This window comes from Ktedonobacter sp. SOSP1-85 (assembly GCF_016587415.1).
Lineage (GTDB): Bacteria > Chloroflexota > Ktedonobacteria > Ktedonobacterales > Ktedonobacteraceae > Ktedonobacter.
The window spans coordinates 4,601,813-4,619,945 of the sequence record NZ_BNJI01000001.1 but is presented as its reverse complement, the minus strand read 5'-3'; the positions used below and the strand labels follow the sequence as shown (position 1 = coordinate 4,619,945).

The window sequence follows — 18,133 nt, the reverse complement described above, 5'->3', positions numbered from 1 at the left end:
TGTGCTTTCCGCTGCGCCCCCTAAGCAGTGTATATAACATTGTAGAAGGCGTTTTCTAAAAATAAGTGGTCTGGAAGGATTTTGTACGAGGAGATATATCTGATGAAACCAATAACAAAGTTAACGCACTGGTCTATACTTATACCACTCCTGCTAACACTCGCCCTCTTACTCGCGGCCTGCGACGTGAATGGCGGCGATTTGACGGGAACCAGTAGCAATACGTCAAATGGGTCACCTACCAGTCTCGGGACTGGTTCCCAGGACGTTCAGGTCTTTGTCGAGCCAGATGCAGGTTACCAGGTGATCACCGATGCCATTAACCAGGCACAGAAATCAGTCTGGGTCGAGATGTACCTGCTCACGGAGCGGCACGTCATCAGCGCCCTGGAAGAGGCCGCTCACAGTGGGAAGGATGTGCGTGTCATGCTTGAGGGCCATCCCTACGGCAGTGGAAGCAGCTCACCCAGTCAGACCATCGACCGCTTGAACGCCGCTGGCGTCCAGGCAAAGACTACCAATCCCGCGTTTGCCCTTACGCATGAGAAGGGCATGATCCTCGATGGGAAGACTGCCTATATTCTCACCGCCAACCTGACCCTCTCGGCCCTGGGCGGCAGTTCCAGCACGACCAACCGCGAATATGGCATCATCGATACCAACGCACAGGATGTACAGGGAGCGATTGATATCTTCAATGCCGATTGGGACCGCAAGGATGTGCAGGTCAATGGCTCGAACCTCGTGGTCAGCCCGATCAACTCGCGTGGCGCCTTCCTCTCGCTCATCAACGGGGCACAGAAGTCGCTCATTGTCGAGGCGGAAGAAATGCAGGATCAGCAGGTTGAACAGGCCCTAATCAATGCCGTCAAGCGCGGCGTCGCAGTCCAGGTCGTCTTGCCACAACCCCAATCGAGTAGTGATAGCAATCAGCAAGGTATTGACACAATCACGAATGGTGGCGTCAAGGTTCGCGAGTCCAGCAAACTGTATATGCATGCCAAAATGATGGTCGTAGACAGGCAGAAAGCCTTTGTGGGGTCAGAGAACATCTCCACGGCCTCATTTGAGCGTAACCGCGAACTTGGAGTCATCATCGCCGATGGCAACGTGATCAATACGCTCCAGCAAACATTCCAACAGGACTGGAGCGACTCCCAGGGCAGCTAACGCGCACGCCAGGAGGAAATAGCATCATGCCTACTCCCTCCTGATGGATGCTGCTTTCTCGCCATTTTCGATAATGCATCAGCTAAGCATTTTCGCGACTACCACCCGCTTGCATTCCGTGATAGGATAGGGCAGGGCCTCACAGCCAGGGTGAGGTCAGTGTACACGATGGATATTTTGAGGAGGTTTTTCCATGATAACAGAGATCGCGGTTTTTACGGCGGTTGTCGGTAAAGAAGAAGAGCTGGCCCAGGGTATTATTCGCGGGCTGGAGGTTATTCGCCAGCATCCAGAGTGCATCTCCGCGCATGCCACACGTTGTATCGAGCAGCCAGGGCGCTTTATGGTCACAAACTCATGGAGCACGCTCGAAGCCCATACCGTCGATTTCCGCGAAGGCCCCTCTTCCCCCAATGGCGCAGTCATATCAATGGACTCTTTGAAGGCTCGCCCGAGGTCTTCCACTATCAAGCCTTTTAAAAAGAAGAGATAAGCAGACAATCCACAAACGTTTCCCACACGCTATTTTTTATCAGGAGCGAGAGGATGCAAGAAGAGCAAGCAATAATATCCGGGCAGGACCAGGCGAATGAGCAGTCACAGAGCCTCTTAGAACATGCTGGGCAGACGGAGGAGGAGAGGCTCGCCAAGCGCGTCGCCGAGCTACGGCACCAGATTGAAGAGGCCAACTACCAGTACCATGTGCTGGATAATCCCACCCTTTCCGACGCCGAATATGACCAACTCATGATTGAGCTACAGCGTATTGAGGGCGAACACCCCGAACTAGTGACCCCTGAGTCTCCGACGCAACGCGTGGGTGCGAGTCCCTTGCAGGATGTAGCGCAATATAGGCACCCGGTGCCAATGCTGAGCCTCGCCAACGCCCGCAGCGAGAAAGAGCTCTATGACTGGTACAAGCGCGCACAGAATATTTTGCCCAATGCTACTTTTACCTATGTCTGTGAACTCAAAATTGATGGCCTGGCGATGGCCCTCACCTACGACCAGGGACGCCTGACAATGGGCGCCTCACGTGGCAATGGCCTGGTAGGCGAAGACTGGACCCCCAATGTGCGCACCATTCGCAGCATTCCTCAAAAACTGCACGACGCGGCCCCCATTCCCGAGAAGGTCGAGGTGCGCGGCGAGATCTATATGTCGACGCAGAGCTTTGAGAAGCTCAATGAGCAGATGGTTGACAATAAGCTCTTCGCCAATCCACGCAATGCAGCGGCTGGCTCGCTACGCCAGAAAGATTCCCGCATTACAGGTACGCGCAACCTGGATTTCTTTGGCTACCAGATCGGTTATGTACAGGGCATGCGCATCCAGAGTCACTGGGAGACTCTCCAGCTCATCAAAGCATGGGGCTTCCCGCTCAATCCGCATGTGCAACTGGCACACACACTTGAAGAGGTTATGGCCTTCTGCAACAAGTGGGAACACGAGCGCTTTAACCTCCCCTACGAGATCGATGGCGTGGTCATCAAGATCAATGACCTGGCCCATCAAGAGGAGCTAGGCGTCGTAGCGCGCGATCCACGCTGGGCCATCGCCTTCAAATACCCGCCCATTCAGGTTGCGACGCGTCTACTCGACATCAAAGTCAATATTGGGCGCACTGGCTCGGTTAATCCCTGGGCGGAGCTTGAACCCATCAATATTCGTGGCGTGACCGTCTCACGCGCATCACTGCATAACGAAGAGGACATTCAGCGCAAAGACCTACGCGTGGGCGACTGGGTGCTGGTACAGCGTGCGGGCGAGGTTATTCCCCAGGTCGTTAAGCCCGTCATGGAGAAGCGCACCGAGAACGAAGAGGTCTATCACCTACCAGAGAATTGCCCCCGTTGCGGCACGGCCATCATCCGCATCCCCGATCAGGCCATGGCCTACTGCCCCAATCAGCAATGCCCGGCCCGCAACTTTGAGAGCTTTACGCACTTCGTCTCCAAGGGCGCGATGGATATGGATACAATTGGAGAGAAGACTTGCGAGCAGTTAATGGAAGCAGGCTATCTCCAGAGCGTCTCCGACTTCTATCACCTGACCCGCGATGACCTGCTCGAACTAGAGGGCATCAAGGAGAAGAGTGCGAACAACATGCTCAACGCCATCGAGGCCAGCAAACAACGCCCGCTCTCACGCCTGCTTTTCGGCTTAAATATTCGCTATGTTGGCGAGAAGACGGCCCAGTTGTTGGCAGACGCCTTTGGCGATATGGACACGCTTATGGTCGCCAGTGAAGCCCAGATCAACGAAGTACCTGGCATTGGCCCCAAGATTGGACAGAGTGTGGCACAGTGGTTCCAGCAAGAGGAGAACCAGGCCTTAATCGAGCGCCTGCGTGCGGCAGGGCTCAATATGCGTGAAGAGCGTAAGCATGTTGAAGGTCCGCTTACGGGTCAAAGCTTTCTGCTCACAGGTCGTCTAAATACGATGACGCGCACAGCGGCTGAAGAGGCCATTAAGGCCCTGGGTGGTACAATCGCCTCGGGCGTCAGCAAATCGCTTAGCCACCTGATCGCGGGCGAGGATGCTGGCTCAAAACTAGCAAAGGCCCAGAAAGCCAAAGTGCCTGTACATAATGAGCAGTGGCTCCTGGATCTGCTCCAGCAGTACCAGCAGTCCGAACAAGCTGTTTCCTAGCAAGCAAGGGAAGGATACAGGATGCTAGAACAAGATTGGGGACGCCGTCAGGCACTTGTGGAGTTAGATCTCGCGACAATCAACATGCTGGCGCGCCCCGCCTTCCCCGGGCACCAGGTCATCGGGGCGGAGCTATTGACGGAGGGACACTGTAACACCAACTACAAACTGACGCTCGCCGGGCTTGATAAGCCCTTTGTCTTACGTGTGTACCGACGTGACCAGGCTAGCAGCCAGAAGGACAGGGATCTCTATCAGCTTGTACAGGGACGGGTTCCCGTTCCACGCATGCTCTATCACGACGACTCATGCCAGCACCTGGCCTGGCCATATACCATTATGACCTGGGTCGAGGGTATCCTCCTCCGCGATGCCATCGAGAAAGGGGACGCCAGGGAGCAGAGCAGCTATGGCTACGCGGTCGGGAGCACCCTGGCTGCGATTGGCAGCTTTACCTTCCCCCAGGCAGGCTTCTTTGGTCCTGACCTGCATGTTGAGCCCTTTACTGGCAATGAGTCGTACCTGCAACTCATACGCCATTTCCTGACCACGGGACCAACTCAGGAGCGCCTGGGGCCAGAGCTTAGCCAGCGCCTCTGGAACTTTGTCGAAGCGCAACATGACTATCTCGACGCGCTTCCGCATACGGCGGCGCTGGTCCACTCAGACTTTAAGGGGATCAATATTCTTGTACACGAGGGAGAGGTGAGCGCGGTCCTGGACTGGGAATTCGCCTTCGCGGGCTCGCCACTGACCGATATTGCGAATATGCTGCGTTATGAACACCGGATGCCTGAGGCCTTTGTGAGCCAGTTTCTGCGCGGCTACCAGGTGCAAGGAGGCGTACTCCCACCGGACTGGCATCGCTGCATTAAGCTGCTGGATCTTATCAGCTTATGCGAGTTCGCGCACGCCCCGGAAGTGAATGAGGTCGTGGTACGCGACGTGATCGAGCTCATGGAGCGTACGCTAGCTCAGTACCAAGAAAAATAACGAGGATATTTTATGTCATCCGTTCATATTGTAGATCTGGAAGCAAATAATAAAGCAGCCGTTGAACAGGCCGCGCGCATCCTGGTGGATGGCTTCGCGGTCTCCTCACCCATGGCATGGCCCGACCTGGAGAGCGCGCAAGAAGAAATCTATGCAACCTTTAGCGGCGACTGTATCAGCCGCGTAGCTACCAATGAGTTGGGCGAGGTTGTGGGCTGGATCGCAGGCCAGAGCCAGTACGATGGTCGCGTCTGGGAGCTGCATCCCCTGGTGGTGGCTCCCCACTACCAGGGGCAGGGCATTGGACGCTTGCTCATCGCTGATTTTGAGGAGCGCGTCCGCGAGCGTGGTGGCCTTACCATCATGCTTGGTACAGACGACGAGGACGGTCGCACAAGTCTATCAGGGAAACATCTCCTGCCCGACCTCTGGCTAAATATCGCGCAGATAGAGAATTTGGGCCGCCATCCTTACGAATTCTATCAGCGTTTAGGCTATACCATTGTAGGGATCATTCCCGACGCCAATGGACCGGGCAAACCAGATATTTTAATGGCCAAGTCGCTGCTCGCGCACGAGTAAGCAAAACTCGTCTCAGTCCAGGGCGCGGATATTGCTATGAATATGTTTGAGCACCTGGCGCAGGTGTTTACGCGTCTCACTATCGATGCCATCGAGAACGCGATCCTCAAACTCCAGGCGCGCCTTCACCAGGTCCGTCAGCTCTCTGCGCCCCCGGGGCGTCAGGGAAACCAGCGACACGCGGTTGTCATTGGGGTTGGCACGCCGCGAGATGTAGCCCTCGCGCTCCAACTGCTTCACTTGCCGCGTGATTGCAGCTCCGTCCACCCCCAGGCGGAGCTGCAACTCGGCCTGACTCACCTCGCGCTCATGTAGTAGCTCGCTCATAATCAAGATACGCGCCTGGCTCATCCCAAGCTTGCGCTCAAAGACACGCATAGCATCGATATAAAGACGTTTAAATTGCACCAGCAATGTCTCGGAATCTTCGCGTTCTTGCGGCTCCATATCTCCTCCGTTGGCCCTCCCGCACACTCAGGGGTAAGCAGTCACATACTGCTTATGCGCTCTGGCAACTTTGACGAGCGCTGATCTTCATATGTTTATTTACAAACTGGCATATACCTATTCATTGTCTCTGTTCAGGACATCACGGTCTGTCGTTATCTGAACTATTCCTGTTGCTATACACTATAATGCAAGCGAGCGTTGAAGTCAAAACAATGGCCACTTTATTCGGGGCTTTCCTAATTCCCCTTCGACGCCTGACTCGGCTTGTATGCTCGCATTCAGGTAAGGGGTGTTTGATGGCGACCTGGCAAAGCCAGGTCGCCATCAAACACCCCTTACCACTGAGCACCGCAGGCGCGAAAGGCCAGCTTCGGCTGATGCCTCAAGCTTACGATCTTAGACGTATCGCATTTCGGTGTAGCGCGCGCGCAGCTTATTGACCTGCTCTTTGACCTGCTGGCCACGCACCGCGTCATGCATCAATTGCGCCAACTCACCCATGGCCTGTTCATCCATGCCATAGCGCGTCATCTCGGAGACGCCGATACGCAGACCGGAGGGATTGCGAGGATCCTCGTCACCGGGGAGCATGTTGTAGTTCACGATAATATCGTTGGCCTCCAGGCGCTTGGCAACCTCCACGCCCGCGCCAAACTGCGCCACATTCACCGCGATGATATGACTCTTTGTGTAACCAAAATCACGGGCCTCCACTGGCGTACCCAGTTCATCGAGGCTGCGACCAAGCGCCTGGGCGTTGCGCACGATCTGCGCGGCATAGTCGCGCCCATATAGCTTCATTTCGCGAGTTGCGACCAGCAAGGCAGGTAATGTATTCAGGTGATGGTTACTGGAGGAGCCTGGGAAGACGCCACGGTCGGCTGCAGGCCAGAACTTCTTCTCGCCCTCTTCATCCAGGTTACCCAGGATCACACCGCGCTGCGGACCGGGAAAGGTCTTGTGCGTGCTACCGGTGAGCCAGGTTGCCCCCTCGCGCAGGGGATCCTGGAACTGACCACCAGCGATCAGGCCAAGGACATGTGCCCCATCATACAGCAACGGAATATTCTTCGCGCGACAGGCCGCTGCGACCTCGCTAACGGGTTCGGGGAAGAGGAAGAGGCTCTTGCCCATGATCACCAGTTGGGGCGAGACACGCTCGATCAACTCAATCGTCTTCTGCGCATCGACGTGATAGTGGTCCTCGGTCAGGGGCAGATAGTGCAGGTTTACCGACTTCTCGCTGCCCAGCTTGAGCACCTGCCCGCGATTCTGGATACGTCGACCAAAGACGCCCACCGGGCCGTGACTGATATGTCCGCCGGCGTCGGTCGAGTTGGCGATAACGGTATCGCCACCGCGCAAGTATCCAAGTGCAATGGCGGTATTGGAGGCGTTGCCGCTGATGGGGCGGACATCTGCCTGGCGCGCTCTAAAGAGCTCCATGATCTCTGTACGCGCCTGGCGCTCAATCTCGTCGATATAGCGCGTCCCTTGATAGTAGCGATTCACCTTGCCCGGCTCATTAGGATGCCCCTCGGCATAGCGCCCCATAAAATCTGAATTTTGCACGCGGCGCACCGCCTCACTGGGGGTGTTCTCGCTGGCAATCAGGTTAATCGCCTGGCGCTGACGCCACTGCTCCTGCTGCTCCAGAAGCTGTTCAATATCATGTATATCTATGGTCATATGTTTTTTACTCCCGTACGCTAAAAGCAAAGACTGTGAAATATCTCCTTCAGTATAGCAGCAGAATGTAAGGTCTCACAATAGAAGATATTGTCTGAAACACGTTCATGTTTATTGATTAAAATACATGATCCTGCTATACTAAACCTATTCAACAGGAATAGCGTATAGCACAGTATTCATGTGCTAGCACCGGGCATACTGTCAGGAACCACATGCGCGGGGGAGGTCTTACAGGTCAGACCCTCCAGAAGGCCTGGCGAGAGACCCCCTCTTGCGAAAGAAGTCAGGAGGATGACGGCTTATGAAAGTATACGGGGCGGAATACATTCGCAATGTAGCGTTGATCTCCCACGGGGGAGCAGGGAAAACATCCTTGATTGATGCCGCACTATTTGACACTGGAGCCGTAACACGACAAGGGAAGGTGGATGATGGAACCTCGATTGCGGACTACGATCCTGACGAACTCAAGCGTCGGATGTCCCTTCACACCAAAGTGCTTCCCATCGAGTGGCATGAGCATAAGATCAATTTTATTGACACGCCTGGCTACGCTGATTTCATTGGTGAGGTAAAAGCTGGCCTACGCGTGGCGGATGCCGCCCTGGTCGTGGTGACAGCCGAAAAAGGGGTAGAAGTCGGCACTGAACTAACCTGGCACTATGCCAATGAACGCAACCTTCCTCGTATCGTCGTGGTCAACAAGCTCGACCGCGAAAATACCTCCTTTGATATGGCGCTTGAGTCGTTACGCGCCAAATTTGGCACCAAAGTTGTCCCTCTACAAATTCCCATCGGGGAACAGGCCAACTTCAAGGGAGTTGTTGACCTGCTGCATCAGAAGGGCTATACCTTCGAGGGCGGCAATAGCGTGCAAGAAATCTCCATCCCCGATGAGCTACAGGACACCATCAATAGTTACCGTGAACAGCTTATCGAGTCAGCGGTCGAGAGCGATGATGAGCTGATGGAGAAATTTCTGGAGGGGATAGACCTTAACGACGACGAGATCCTTAAACTGGTCAAAGTGGGTACGGCCTCGGGTCAGCTCATTCCAGTGCTCTGTGCCTCCGCGGCGAAGAACATCGGTATCCAGACAATGCTCAGTGCTATCCTTGACTACCTCCCCAGCGCGGCGGACGCCTTACCAGAAGATGCTCAGAACTTTGAAGGACACACTTCGGCCCTGGTGTTTAAAACGACCGGGCAACAGTCCGGCACTGTCTCAACCTTCCGCGTCTATACAGGAAGCATCAAGGCTGATAGCCATCTCTTCAATATCCAGACAAAGACGGATGAGCGTGTAGGCGCCCTCTCGTTCCCACGTGGCAAAATGTCAGAGAATGCCAGTTCCATTTCCGCAGGCGATTTCGGTACCGTGTCCAAGCTTACCAATACCCATACAGGTGATACACTCACCGATAGCAAAAACATCACCACGCCCCTTGAGCCGATCCGCTTCCCCGAACCCTGCTTCACCCTGACGATCATCCCCAAAAGCCAGAATGACCTGGACAAAATGGGCAACGTCCTGGCACGCATCGTGCAAGAAGACCGCACGCTACGCGTCTCACGCGATCCCGAGACGGCGGAGACGCTGCTCTCTGGCATGGGCGAGGCGCACCTGCAAATCATAGTGGAGAGTATCAAACGCAAATATGGCGTCGACCTGGAGACACGCGATCCACATATCCATTACCGCGAGACCATCCGCAAGAAGGCTAAGGCTAATGGACGCCATAAGCGCCAGAGCGGTGGACACGGCCAGTTTGGCGATGTCTGGCTGGAGATCGAGCCACTGCCCCACGGAGGAGAGCAGGACTTCATCTTTGAGGACCGCATTGTAGGCGGCGTCGTCCCCAACCAGTTCATTCCTGGTGTCGAGAAGGGGGTACGCGAATCGCTCAAGCGCGGCTTCATCTCAGGCAACCCCATGCTCTACGTGCGTGTTGCACTCTATGACGGCAAGTACCACCCGGTCGACTCATCGGCGCAATCCTTCGAGGTTGCGGCCTCCCTGGCGATGCAAGAGGCCGTCCCCCTGGCCAGCCCGGTCATTCTGGAGCCTGTCATGCATGTCAACATCCTGATTCCAGAGGCCAATATGGGTGACGTCATGAGTGACATCAATACCAGGCGTGGCCGTGTGCTCGGCATGGAACCAGATGAGCAGGAAGAAGGTATGCAGCGTATCACCGCCACCGTTCCCCAGGCCGAGATGCTGCGCTACGCGACCGATTTGCGCTCTATTACCCAGGGTCGTGGCTCCTTCACTATGGAGTTTGCCCAATATGAGGAAGTCCCTCCTCACATTCAGCAGGCGCTTATCGAACAACACAAAAAGGCCGTTGGCTAACAATTATTGCAAACACATATCAACAGGAAAGGGATGGTGACGTGTATCTCGGGCATTCGCTCGAGATACACGTCACCATCCCTTTCCTGTGAGCACCGCAGGCGTGAAATGGCAACAAAAGCTAGCGGCTAGCGGCCTGTGTGCGCCGACTATTGAGCATATACACGGCAAGCGCTAATAACAGGAACAGCAACCCCACAACACAGACACCAAACCAGCCCGCGAAGTCCCAGCCATAGGTGCCAAGAAACGAGCCAAGTGAGCCACCAATAAAGTACGACACCATATAGATCGTATTGAGGCGGCTGCGCGCGGCGGGATTGAGGCTATAGACACGCGCCTGATTTGAGATCTGGTTGGCCTGCGCCCCCAGGTCCAGCAAGATGACGCCAATAATCAGGCCCCAGAGATACTGGCCCGTCAGCCAGAAGATACCAAACGAGGCCAGGAGAATGAGCAGGCCGATGCCAATCGTCTTACGCGGATTGACTTTATCGGCAAGGCGGCCAATAAAGGAGGCTGCGAGTGCTCCCACAACACCTACCAGGCCAAAGAGGCCCGCCACCTCGCTGCCATAGTGAAAAGGCGGCGTTTGCAGGCGGAAGGAGAGCGTAGCCCAGAACGCGCTAAAGGCCGCAAAGCCTAGCGCACCAAAGACGCTCGTCTCGCGCAACACAGGCTCGCTTTTAACGAGGCTCCAGAGCGAGCGCAAGAGTTGTGTATAGCTCATATCTGACTGAGGGCAATCAGGAGGCAACAAGAAACGCAGGATCAGGGCCAGGAGAACCATCAATCCCGCGGCAACCCAGTACACCGTGCGCCAGCCCAGGTGTGCAGCCAACACGCCACTCACGGTACGGGCCAATAAAATACCAATTAGCAAACCACTCATCACAGTTCCCACCACTCGTCCACGCTCCTGAGGCCGCGCCAGGCTCGCTGCCAGCGGCACAACCAACTGTGGAATCACGGTAGTAACACCTACAGCGAAGCTCGCGATTGAGAGGAGCATCAGGGTAGGCGCCAGAGCCATCGCGATCAAAGCGACTGTTACGGCAACCAGCATTGTCACAATTAGCGTTCGACGATTATAGCGGTCTCCCAGCGGAATAATCAGCAGGAGACCCACGGCATAGCCAAGCTGGGAGAGAGTGGCCAGAACACCTACCTGGTTTACAGAGACGGCAAATTCATGTCCAATATCGGCCAGAACAGGCTGCACATAATAGAGGTTGGCAGCCGCGAGGCCACAGGCCACCGCCAGCAACAAGACCAGGCGCTGGCTAAGCTGGGGAACATTTACCTTATTTATCTCTTCTTCTGTTGATGCGAGAAGAGTATTACTCTTGCCCAATTCACATACACCCCTTCTGCACATATAAATATAGCGCTTTTATTCATCTGCTTCATTATTATCGCTACTCAGCACAACAGAATTACGGCTCTGATCTATTCCCCAAAAAATGATCAGGGCAGGAGTGTCCTGCTCTGATTCGATACTATGAATATCGGGATATCACTAATAGTATCGGCAGCCTGGAGCACTAACTACAGCCAACGCTCGCTTTGGGACTCATTAGGACTCTTTCGGCGTGCTCTTAGCTGGGCCTCGCTCACCTTTAGCGGCTGGTTTGCGTCCTTGCGCCTGCTTCCCGCGAGGCTGCTGTTTTGCCCGTCCCTTGGATGAGCCACCTTTGGCGCCAGCTTTCCCCAGCAGGGCCTCAGCCGCGCTCGCGTGCCCATGGCTGACCAGCCACTCACGCGCCTCTTCATGCAGGTCGCTCAGTTTCTCGCTGCCGCCGATCATAAGCCACATGGCATATTCAGGATCAGCGGGCGTGCCTTCATACCACTGGCCATTTTCAATCATAAATGTCTGCACCTGTTCCTTATCACGGGTGCGAAGCAGGTTATCAAGCTGCTGCCGAAAACCGGGCAACTCTCTCATCTCGTCCCATCCTCACTTCTAAAAATTAGTGTGTGCTTAGTTTAGCATACTCCGGTCCTCAGGCAAATTCTTTGAGAGGATTTGCCGCATAAAGGGTACTTCTCGTCGCAGAATATTGATCTCGTCGCGCAGGCGTTCCTGCGTCGAAGTACCTTCAAGGAGGCGCTGTTTCGTTTCGTTCTGCACCTCGAGGAAATAGGCGATGAAATACGAGAGATCTTCCGGGTCTTCGGGGAGATCGGCGTAGCTACTATCCTCGTTCGCCGCCTCTAATAACATCTCCAGGTAGTTACGAAACAAGCCACACACCTGAGCCATGGGGAGGGTTAAGATCTGGGCCGGCTCGGGATCATCCATAAATGGCTCGACAGTCGCTGACAAATAGGGCCTATCTCGATGCTGGCTGACGATGCGAAAACGACGTGTCCCTATTGCCATCAATGTAAAGCGACCGTCTTCCATGCGCTCGACGTTGCGCATCTGCACCATTGTGCCGACACTGTAGGGAACCTCGTGTAGGTAGACGCTCTCAGGCTTTGTCAGCACAATCCCAAATGGCTTCTGCGTCCGCTGGCAATCCTGGATCATCTGCCGGTAGCGCGGCTCGAAGATGTGGAGCGGCATGACTGTCCCCGGGAAAAGCACCACATCTAGTGGGAACAAAGGTAATTCTATCGCGGTAATCGACATGAGTCCATCGCACCTCCTAGCGTTTCATGACATATACCATCACTGAAACTAGATGCCTCTTCGCGCCAAAACGGAGCATACATTTGCACATCCACACAGAACTATTTATTCTGACCATAGTATAACATCATGCCTAATGCCAGGAATAAAATCGCTGGCGCAAACATGACGACTGGTTCATAAAACTACTTCTTTTTGCTTGACAAGCAGATAGTAAATCATTATGCTTTTAATAATATCTTTTCGCTTCTTGCTTCCAATTCCCAAAGGTGGGAACACAACTGCCAGGCGCCATCTGAGCCTTTGGGCTACAGATAGAAGGTATCCTTTCTACATACAGTTGTCGTAGTTAGTGTTCATCATGATGATGAGCATAAGGAGGCACCATGGCTAATGTAGCAACGGGAGAAGTCTCGGTTCGCCGTATGCTGCCCGTAATTACCGCGAGCACGCTGGGAACCGCCATTGAGTGGTATGATTTCTTCTTGTACAACTTCTTTGCTGCCACTATTTTCGCCCCGCTCTTCTTTCCCAATCTCGATCCTGTCACCGGCATCTTAGCATCTTTTACCACTTACTACATCGGTTTCCTGGCTCGCCCTATCGGGGGCGCGTTCTTCGGCTGGTTCGGCGACCGCGTTGGACGCAAATCGACGCTCATCACGACACTCATTCTCATGGGGGTTGCGACTGTATTGATTGGTGCTATTCCAACCTACAAGAGCATCGGTTTTGTCGCGCCCCTATTGATTACGATTCTGCGCTTCCTGCAAGGGGCTGGAGTCGGAGGCGAATGGGGTGGCTCGGTACTGCTCTCGCTGGAGTATGGCGATAACCGCCGCCGTGGCTTCTGGGCCAGCTGGCCTCAGACAGGCGTTCCGGTGGGCCTGGCCCTGGCCGCCATCGCACTCCTGATCTGTAAAGCGCTTTTCCCTGGCGAGGCTTTTCTTCAGATTGGCTGGCGTATTCCCTTCTTCCTGAGCGCGCTTCTGATCCTGGTTGGCTTCTTTATCCGTATGCGCATCCTCGAAACTCCTGAGTTTACGCGCCTTAAGCAGGAACAGCGGGTAGCCAAGGCTCCCCTGGGCGAGGTTATCCGCCACTACTGGAAGGAGATCATTCTCTCGGCGCTTCTGCGCTCAGGTGAGCAGGCTCCCTTCTATCTGTTTACGACTTTTGTTCTATCATATGGAGCCAGTACGCTCAAGATACCTGTGAATACGCTCTACACGGGGATTATTCTCGCCGCGCTGATCGCCTTTGGGACAATGCCATTTGCGAGCTATCTCTCCGATATCGTGGGGCGTAAACGCTGGTTTATGATCGCCTCTCTTGGCATGGCGATCTATGCCTATCCCTTCTTCCTCTTACTCCAAACAAAAAACAGTGTGCTTGTCGTGCTGGCGCTCATAGGAGCCATTAGCATCTTTCACGCCAGTCTCTATGGTCCTGAGGCAGCGTTTATCTCCGAGCACTTCAGCACCCGCCTGCGTTATAGTGGGGCCTCGCTCGGCTATCAGCTTGCCTCGCTCACGGCGGGCGGCCCGGCCCCGATTATCGCGGTGCTCCTGCTTGCGGCATATAAATCATATATTCCGCTCGTGCTCTACATCATTTTGATGGCGTTGATCTCCCTGCTGGCCGCGTGGGGTTTGCGCGAATATGCCAACCGGGATGCGGCAGCCGATAAGGATATCCAGGTTGCAGAGGCAGCCATAGCCTCAGAAGCTCCGTAGCAAGCAACCAGGATCAAGCACAAGGCCCCTGGCATCGAAACGCCAGGGGCCTTGTGCTTATTATTTTTTGAGAGAGGCTTTACTGCGTTAACTCTTTGACAATGCCCTGAATACGTGCGCCGTCGGCTCGCCCCTTGAGCTGTTTGGCGGCCTGAGGCATGACTTTGCGGAACTCCTTGCCGTTTTCCGCGACCAGGGCGCTTACGACCTCGCGGATCTCCTCGTCGCTCATCTGTGAGGACTTGAGGTAGGTCTGTAGAATATCCAGTTCCGCTTGTTCTTTCTCGGCGAGTTCCAGGCGACCGCCCTGCTTATAGAGGGGGATAGCCTGGTTGCGCTTCTTGACTTCCTGTTCGAGCACACGCAAGCAATCCGCCTCGGTGAGAGGCTGACCATATTCGGGATTTTTGCGGTCGGTACGCGCGACTTCAAGGTTATGAATTGAGTTCAAGGCCATACGCAGCGTATCCAGCTTCACCTGGTCGCGTGCGCGCTGCGCATCCTGGGCATCCTTACGTAACTGCTGCTCAATCGGAAATTCCTGCCGAGCCATAACAACGTTTCTCCTCTTAATACAAAAACAGTGTAGTAACGCACCATAGTATACTACGCCTGCGTGAAAAAAGCACCTTTCGCGCCTGCGGCGCTCAGTGAGTTTATGAGTGTGGATGGTGGTTTCGGGTGCCAACCCGAAACCACCATCCACACTTGACCCAAGTTATTGGGAGCGATTGCTATCTCTTCGTCTTGACAGGATTACACTGGACCGATGCTTGTGCGTACTAGTTCGCCTTTGTAGTACATGCTGACAACGTCGCGGCGGCACTGGCTGAGGTACCAGTTGCCTGTCTGCGCCAGGTCGAGGGTAGCACGTAGGAGACGGGTCTCCTCGCCCGTAACCTCGGCCAGGACCTCGCCATCGGGAGCAATGATCATGCTGGGGCAGTGTTGCACAAAGTGAGCGATGTTGGCAGCCAGCACAAAGCGCTGGTTCTCCGCCGCGCGACTGACCAGGTGGCTGCGCCAGACATCCGGCTTGACCTCGGGATTAGCGGCATTGGTAATGTAGACAAAGAGTTCGGCGCCACGCTGGGCCAGGCATTGCCACTGTTCGGGGAAGCGGATCTCGCGACAGAGCTGAATGCCTATATTGACGCTCCCCTCGGCAAAATGGAGGGGAAAGATAGGAAGGTCAGCACCCGCGACAAAGTGCCCACGCTCGCCCGTTGCCAGGTTCACCTTGCGATAGAGCGCTCGCTCACCACGAGGCGAAAAATAGAGCCCTGCGTTATACCACTCACCCTCTTCCTGCAGGCAGGAGCCAGCGATCAGGTGCACCTGCTTGCGCTTCACGACCTCCGCGATGCGCTCTACCGCATCCGCCAGAAGCCTGCGATCAATTAGCTCAAGAAAGCGGCTATCCTCGTTATACCCAGAGATGGCTCCCTCGGGGAGCACAAGCAAATCGTCGGGCTCGACCTGTTCGAGCATGGAGAGGATATACTGTACATTCTCTGTGATAGCAAAACTGATGGGGAATTGTCCAACGGCAACCGAGATCATCAAGCCAACCTCCTCTATGAGCAACCATACAGTGGGCGTATCTCTTCTCAGCAATAGGCAAAAGAATCCGTCGCACTTCGCCTGCATCTTCAACTTCTACGTTCACAGGCATCTATCTCTATCCTACCATATTCTGCATAAACGCCCAGGGAACGTTTCAGTGGCTGGCTTTGTTCTCACATATGCTACAATTTTGGCACCTGAAACTCACCCTCAAGATAAAGAAAGAGGTAGACTATGGCGCAACGCTTTCGCGGTGAGGTGCGCGCACCCGACTTTCCCACCAATCTGGCCTGGATCAATAGCGACCACCCTCTCAGCCTGAAGGAGCTGCGCGGGCGGATCGTGATCCTACATTTCTGGACCTTCTGTTGCATCAATTGTATGCACGCACTCGCCCAGCTGCGTGAGCTTGAAGAGAGCTTCCCTGAGACGTTAAGCGTTATCAGTATTCACTCGCCCAAATTCCCTGGCGAGCATTTTACCGGCAGCGTACACAACGCTGTCCTACGTTACGGCATCGAGCATCCAGTGGTAAATGATCACACGATGTACCTCTGGCAGCAATACGCGGTCCGCGCCTGGCCCACCCTCGTCTTTATTGACCCGGAGGGGCGCGTCATTGGCAAACATGAGGGCGAGATCTCGCCCACGCAAGGCAAGGACCTGCTACGCCAGATGCTAGAGGAGTTTGAAGCTCGGGGTCTGCTTGACCACCGCCAGCTGCGCTTTAGCGCTGCGACGGCGCCCTCGTCGTTCTTGGCCTTCCCTGGCAAACTTGCGGTAGATGCACAGGCCGACCGCCTCATTATCAGCGATTCAGCACATCACCGCCTGGTCGAGACCGATCTCCAGGGACGAGTACGCACCATTATCGGGTCAGGAGTCCAGGGTCAGGCCGATGGCTCGTTTGCGGAAGCACAATTTAACCATCCTCAGGGCGTAGCCCTCGTCGACGACCTGCTCTACGTGGCGGATACTGATAACCACCTCGTCCGGCGCGTTGATCTACGCACACAACAAGTGGAGACACTGGCGGGAACCGGTGAGCAGAATGGCATGGTGCGGACCCAGCTCCAGGGTCCGGCGCGAAGTATTGCGCTTAGCTCGCCCTGGGACCTCGTGGTCTTTGAGGAGAAGTTGTATATCGCCATGGCGGGGATGCACCGCATCTTTGTGCTCAACCTGGCTACTGATCAGATTGAACCTTTCGCTGGCGCTGGCCCGGAGGCGCTACGCGATGGACCACGTGCCGAGGCCCTCTTCGCCCAGCCGACTGGCATCACCCTGGACGTGGAGAAACAAATACTCTATAGCGCCGATAGCGAGGCCAGCGCCATCCGCACCATCGAGTTGACAGGCGAGCAACAGGTGCATACGCTGGTAGGTACCGGTCTCTTTGACTTTGGCGATGTGGATGGCATCGGCGAAGAGGCTCAATTACAGCACGTGCAGGGCGTCTGCGCGGCAAATGGCCTGCTCTACCTGGCAGATACCTATAATAATCGCATCAAGGTCCTTGATCCCCGAACACGCGAGGTTCGTACCCTTGCCGGAACAGGCAAGGCAGGCATACACAATGGACCAGCCGACCAGGCACAATTTAATGAACCTGGGGGCCTGGCAGTCACCGGCAACACCCTGTATATCGCTGACACCAATAATCATGCCATTCGTCTGCTAGACATGACTACACGAAACATCACCACCCTGGGCATTCAACCTTAGATGGAATATAACAAAATATAAGGAGAACGCACTATGGCTTCTTATCTCTTTGGAGACCGTATTGGCCGTGAGGGGCAACTGGCACTCACGACCTCGGTTGTCATTTTTGACGCTGTACACGAGAAAATACTGCTGACCCGGCGCAGCGATAACGGGCGCTGGTGCCTGCCCGGTGGGCATATGGAGGCAGGCGAGAGCGTCAGCGAAGCCTGTATCCGCGAGACCTGGGAAGAGACTGGCCTGCGTATCAGCCTCAACAGGCTCATCGGTATCTACTCCAATCCACATGTGCTCCTGACCTATCCTGATAGTAACCGCTATCACATGGTTAACATCTGTTTTGAGGGCGAGATAGTGGCTGGCGAGCCTGGTTTAAGCGATGAGACTACCGAAATTGGCTACTTCACACCAAAAGAAATAGCCCGGATGGACATCGTGGAGCCTCACCACGAGCGCATTCGCGACGCGCTTGCCCAGGATAACGCCCCCATTATTCACTAATACAGTGCATTGCCGGCTTGCTGCACGCTAGAGATAATACACAGAAGCGTTCCTCTACCATCACCCCGCCTC

General features: G+C 54.9%; 16 protein-coding genes. 9 read left to right on the top strand and 7 right to left on the bottom strand.

Translation table 11 applies throughout. The annotated features are described in order from the left end of the window. Positions 1 to 102 precede the first annotated feature (102 nt). The 5 genes from KTE_RS19375 to KTE_RS19355 all read left to right on the top strand — a co-directional run bounded on the left by KTE_RS19375 (position 103) and on the right by KTE_RS19355 (position 5,397). Entirely contained in the window at positions 103 to 1,170 is a 1,068-nt protein-coding gene (locus KTE_RS19375) for a phosphatidylserine/phosphatidylglycerophosphate/cardiolipin synthase family protein (RefSeq protein ID WP_201383699.1), read from the top strand. Between the two features lie 193 nt (positions 1,171 to 1,363). Next, entirely contained in the window at positions 1,364 to 1,663 is a 300-nt protein-coding gene (locus tag KTE_RS19370) for an antibiotic biosynthesis monooxygenase (protein WP_201383697.1), read from the top strand. 53 nt (positions 1,664 to 1,716) lie between these two features. Then, complete coding sequence (gene ligA / locus KTE_RS19365) at positions 1,717 to 3,822, top strand: NAD-dependent DNA ligase LigA (protein WP_201383695.1); 2,106 nt, start codon at positions 1,717 to 1,719, stop codon at positions 3,820 to 3,822. 21 nt (positions 3,823 to 3,843) lie between these two features. Further along, complete coding sequence (locus KTE_RS19360; RefSeq protein ID WP_201383693.1) at positions 3,844 to 4,815, top strand: phosphotransferase family protein; 972 nt, start codon at positions 3,844 to 3,846, stop codon at positions 4,813 to 4,815. Between the two features lie 12 nt (positions 4,816 to 4,827). Beyond that, positions 4,828 to 5,397 (top strand): N-acetyltransferase, encoded by a 570-nt coding sequence (locus tag KTE_RS19355; RefSeq protein ID WP_201383691.1) that lies wholly within the window; start codon positions 4,828 to 4,830, stop codon positions 5,395 to 5,397. Between the two features lie 12 nt (positions 5,398 to 5,409). On the opposite strand, the gene KTE_RS19350 is transcribed toward KTE_RS19355, so the two are convergent. Then, positions 5,410 to 5,844, bottom strand: coding sequence for a MarR family winged helix-turn-helix transcriptional regulator (locus tag KTE_RS19350; RefSeq protein WP_201383689.1), 435 nt, complete (start codon positions 5,842 to 5,844; stop codon positions 5,410 to 5,412). Positions 5,845 to 6,243: 399 nt separating this feature from the next. Beyond that, complete coding sequence (gene glyA / locus KTE_RS19345; protein ID WP_201383687.1) at positions 6,244 to 7,536, bottom strand: serine hydroxymethyltransferase; 1,293 nt, start codon at positions 7,534 to 7,536, stop codon at positions 6,244 to 6,246. Positions 7,537 to 7,840: 304 nt separating this feature from the next. Here glyA and fusA point away from each other — a divergent pair, with 304 nt between their 5' ends. Further along, positions 7,841 to 9,895 carry an elongation factor G gene (gene fusA / locus KTE_RS19340; RefSeq protein ID WP_201383685.1) on the top strand — a complete coding sequence of 685 codons (2,055 nt, stop codon included), beginning with the start codon at positions 7,841 to 7,843 and terminating at the stop codon, positions 9,893 to 9,895. A gap of 121 nt (positions 9,896 to 10,016) precedes the next feature. Here the strand turns inward: fusA and KTE_RS19335 are convergent, their stop codons facing one another. The 3 genes from KTE_RS19335 to KTE_RS19325 form a co-directional block, all read right to left on the bottom strand. Next, the gene (locus KTE_RS19335; RefSeq protein ID WP_236600485.1) at positions 10,017 to 11,249 is read right to left on the bottom strand and encodes an MFS transporter; all 1,233 of its coding nucleotides are present in this window, start codon (positions 11,247 to 11,249) and stop codon (positions 10,017 to 10,019) included. Positions 11,250 to 11,471: 222 nt separating this feature from the next. Further along, on the bottom strand, positions 11,472 to 11,843 hold the full coding sequence (locus KTE_RS19330; RefSeq protein WP_201383681.1) for a hypothetical protein: 372 nt from the start codon (positions 11,841 to 11,843) through the stop codon (positions 11,472 to 11,474). 36 nt (positions 11,844 to 11,879) lie between these two features. After that, positions 11,880 to 12,533 (bottom strand): LON peptidase substrate-binding domain-containing protein, encoded by a 654-nt coding sequence (locus KTE_RS19325; RefSeq protein WP_201383679.1) that lies wholly within the window; start codon positions 12,531 to 12,533, stop codon positions 11,880 to 11,882. A 386-nt stretch (positions 12,534 to 12,919) separates the two neighbouring features. Here KTE_RS19325 and KTE_RS19320 point away from each other — a divergent pair, with 386 nt between their 5' ends. Further along, the gene (locus KTE_RS19320; protein ID WP_201383677.1) at positions 12,920 to 14,269 is read left to right on the top strand and encodes an MFS transporter; all 1,350 of its coding nucleotides are present in this window, start codon (positions 12,920 to 12,922) and stop codon (positions 14,267 to 14,269) included. 79 nt (positions 14,270 to 14,348) lie between these two features. Here the strand turns inward: KTE_RS19320 and KTE_RS19315 are convergent, their stop codons facing one another. Next, positions 14,349 to 14,822 carry a GatB/YqeY domain-containing protein gene (locus KTE_RS19315; RefSeq protein ID WP_201369163.1) on the bottom strand — a complete coding sequence of 158 codons (474 nt, stop codon included), beginning with the start codon at positions 14,820 to 14,822 and terminating at the stop codon, positions 14,349 to 14,351. 203 nt (positions 14,823 to 15,025) lie between these two features. After that, positions 15,026 to 15,832, bottom strand: coding sequence for a carbon-nitrogen hydrolase family protein (locus KTE_RS19310; RefSeq protein WP_236600669.1), 807 nt, complete (start codon positions 15,830 to 15,832; stop codon positions 15,026 to 15,028). 237 nt (positions 15,833 to 16,069) lie between these two features. On the opposite strand from KTE_RS19310, the gene KTE_RS19305 reads away from it, so the two are divergent. Continuing rightward, positions 16,070 to 17,560 (top strand): thioredoxin-like domain-containing protein, encoded by a 1,491-nt coding sequence (locus KTE_RS19305; protein WP_201383673.1) that lies wholly within the window; start codon positions 16,070 to 16,072, stop codon positions 17,558 to 17,560. 33 nt (positions 17,561 to 17,593) lie between these two features. Continuing rightward, positions 17,594 to 18,061, top strand: coding sequence for an NUDIX hydrolase (locus KTE_RS19300; RefSeq protein ID WP_201383671.1), 468 nt, complete (start codon positions 17,594 to 17,596; stop codon positions 18,059 to 18,061). Positions 18,062 to 18,133: the final 72 nt, after the last annotated feature.

What these genes read in the sequence shown, in the direction of transcription:
- KTE_RS19325 (WP_201383679.1), bottom strand. Translation starts at nt 12,533, where the DNA reads ATGTCGATTACCGCGATAGAATTACCTTTGTTCCCACTAGATGTGGTG.
- KTE_RS19360 (WP_201383693.1), top strand. Translation starts at nt 3,844, where the DNA reads ATGCTAGAACAAGATTGGGGACGCCGTCAGGCACTTGTGGAGTTAGAT.
- KTE_RS19375 (WP_201383699.1), top strand. Translation starts at nt 103, where the DNA reads ATGAAACCAATAACAAAGTTAACGCACTGGTCTATACTTATACCACTC.
- KTE_RS19320 (WP_201383677.1), top strand. Translation starts at nt 12,920, where the DNA reads ATGGCTAATGTAGCAACGGGAGAAGTCTCGGTTCGCCGTATGCTGCCC.
- KTE_RS19355 (WP_201383691.1), top strand. Translation starts at nt 4,828, where the DNA reads ATGTCATCCGTTCATATTGTAGATCTGGAAGCAAATAATAAAGCAGCC.
- ligA (WP_201383695.1), top strand. Translation starts at nt 1,717, where the DNA reads ATGCAAGAAGAGCAAGCAATAATATCCGGGCAGGACCAGGCGAATGAG.
- KTE_RS19300 (WP_201383671.1), top strand. Translation starts at nt 17,594, where the DNA reads ATGGCTTCTTATCTCTTTGGAGACCGTATTGGCCGTGAGGGGCAACTG.
- glyA (WP_201383687.1), bottom strand. Translation starts at nt 7,536, where the DNA reads ATGACCATAGATATACATGATATTGAACAGCTTCTGGAGCAGCAGGAG.
- KTE_RS19315 (WP_201369163.1), bottom strand. Translation starts at nt 14,822, where the DNA reads ATGGCTCGGCAGGAATTTCCGATTGAGCAGCAGTTACGTAAGGATGCC.
- fusA (WP_201383685.1), top strand. Translation starts at nt 7,841, where the DNA reads ATGAAAGTATACGGGGCGGAATACATTCGCAATGTAGCGTTGATCTCC.
- KTE_RS19305 (WP_201383673.1), top strand. Translation starts at nt 16,070, where the DNA reads ATGGCGCAACGCTTTCGCGGTGAGGTGCGCGCACCCGACTTTCCCACC.
- KTE_RS19350 (WP_201383689.1), bottom strand. Translation starts at nt 5,844, where the DNA reads ATGGAGCCGCAAGAACGCGAAGATTCCGAGACATTGCTGGTGCAATTT.
- KTE_RS19310 (WP_236600669.1), bottom strand. Translation starts at nt 15,832, where the DNA reads ATGATCTCGGTTGCCGTTGGACAATTCCCCATCAGTTTTGCTATCACA.
- KTE_RS19330 (WP_201383681.1), bottom strand. Translation starts at nt 11,843, where the DNA reads ATGAGAGAGTTGCCCGGTTTTCGGCAGCAGCTTGATAACCTGCTTCGC.
- KTE_RS19370 (WP_201383697.1), top strand. Translation starts at nt 1,364, where the DNA reads ATGATAACAGAGATCGCGGTTTTTACGGCGGTTGTCGGTAAAGAAGAA.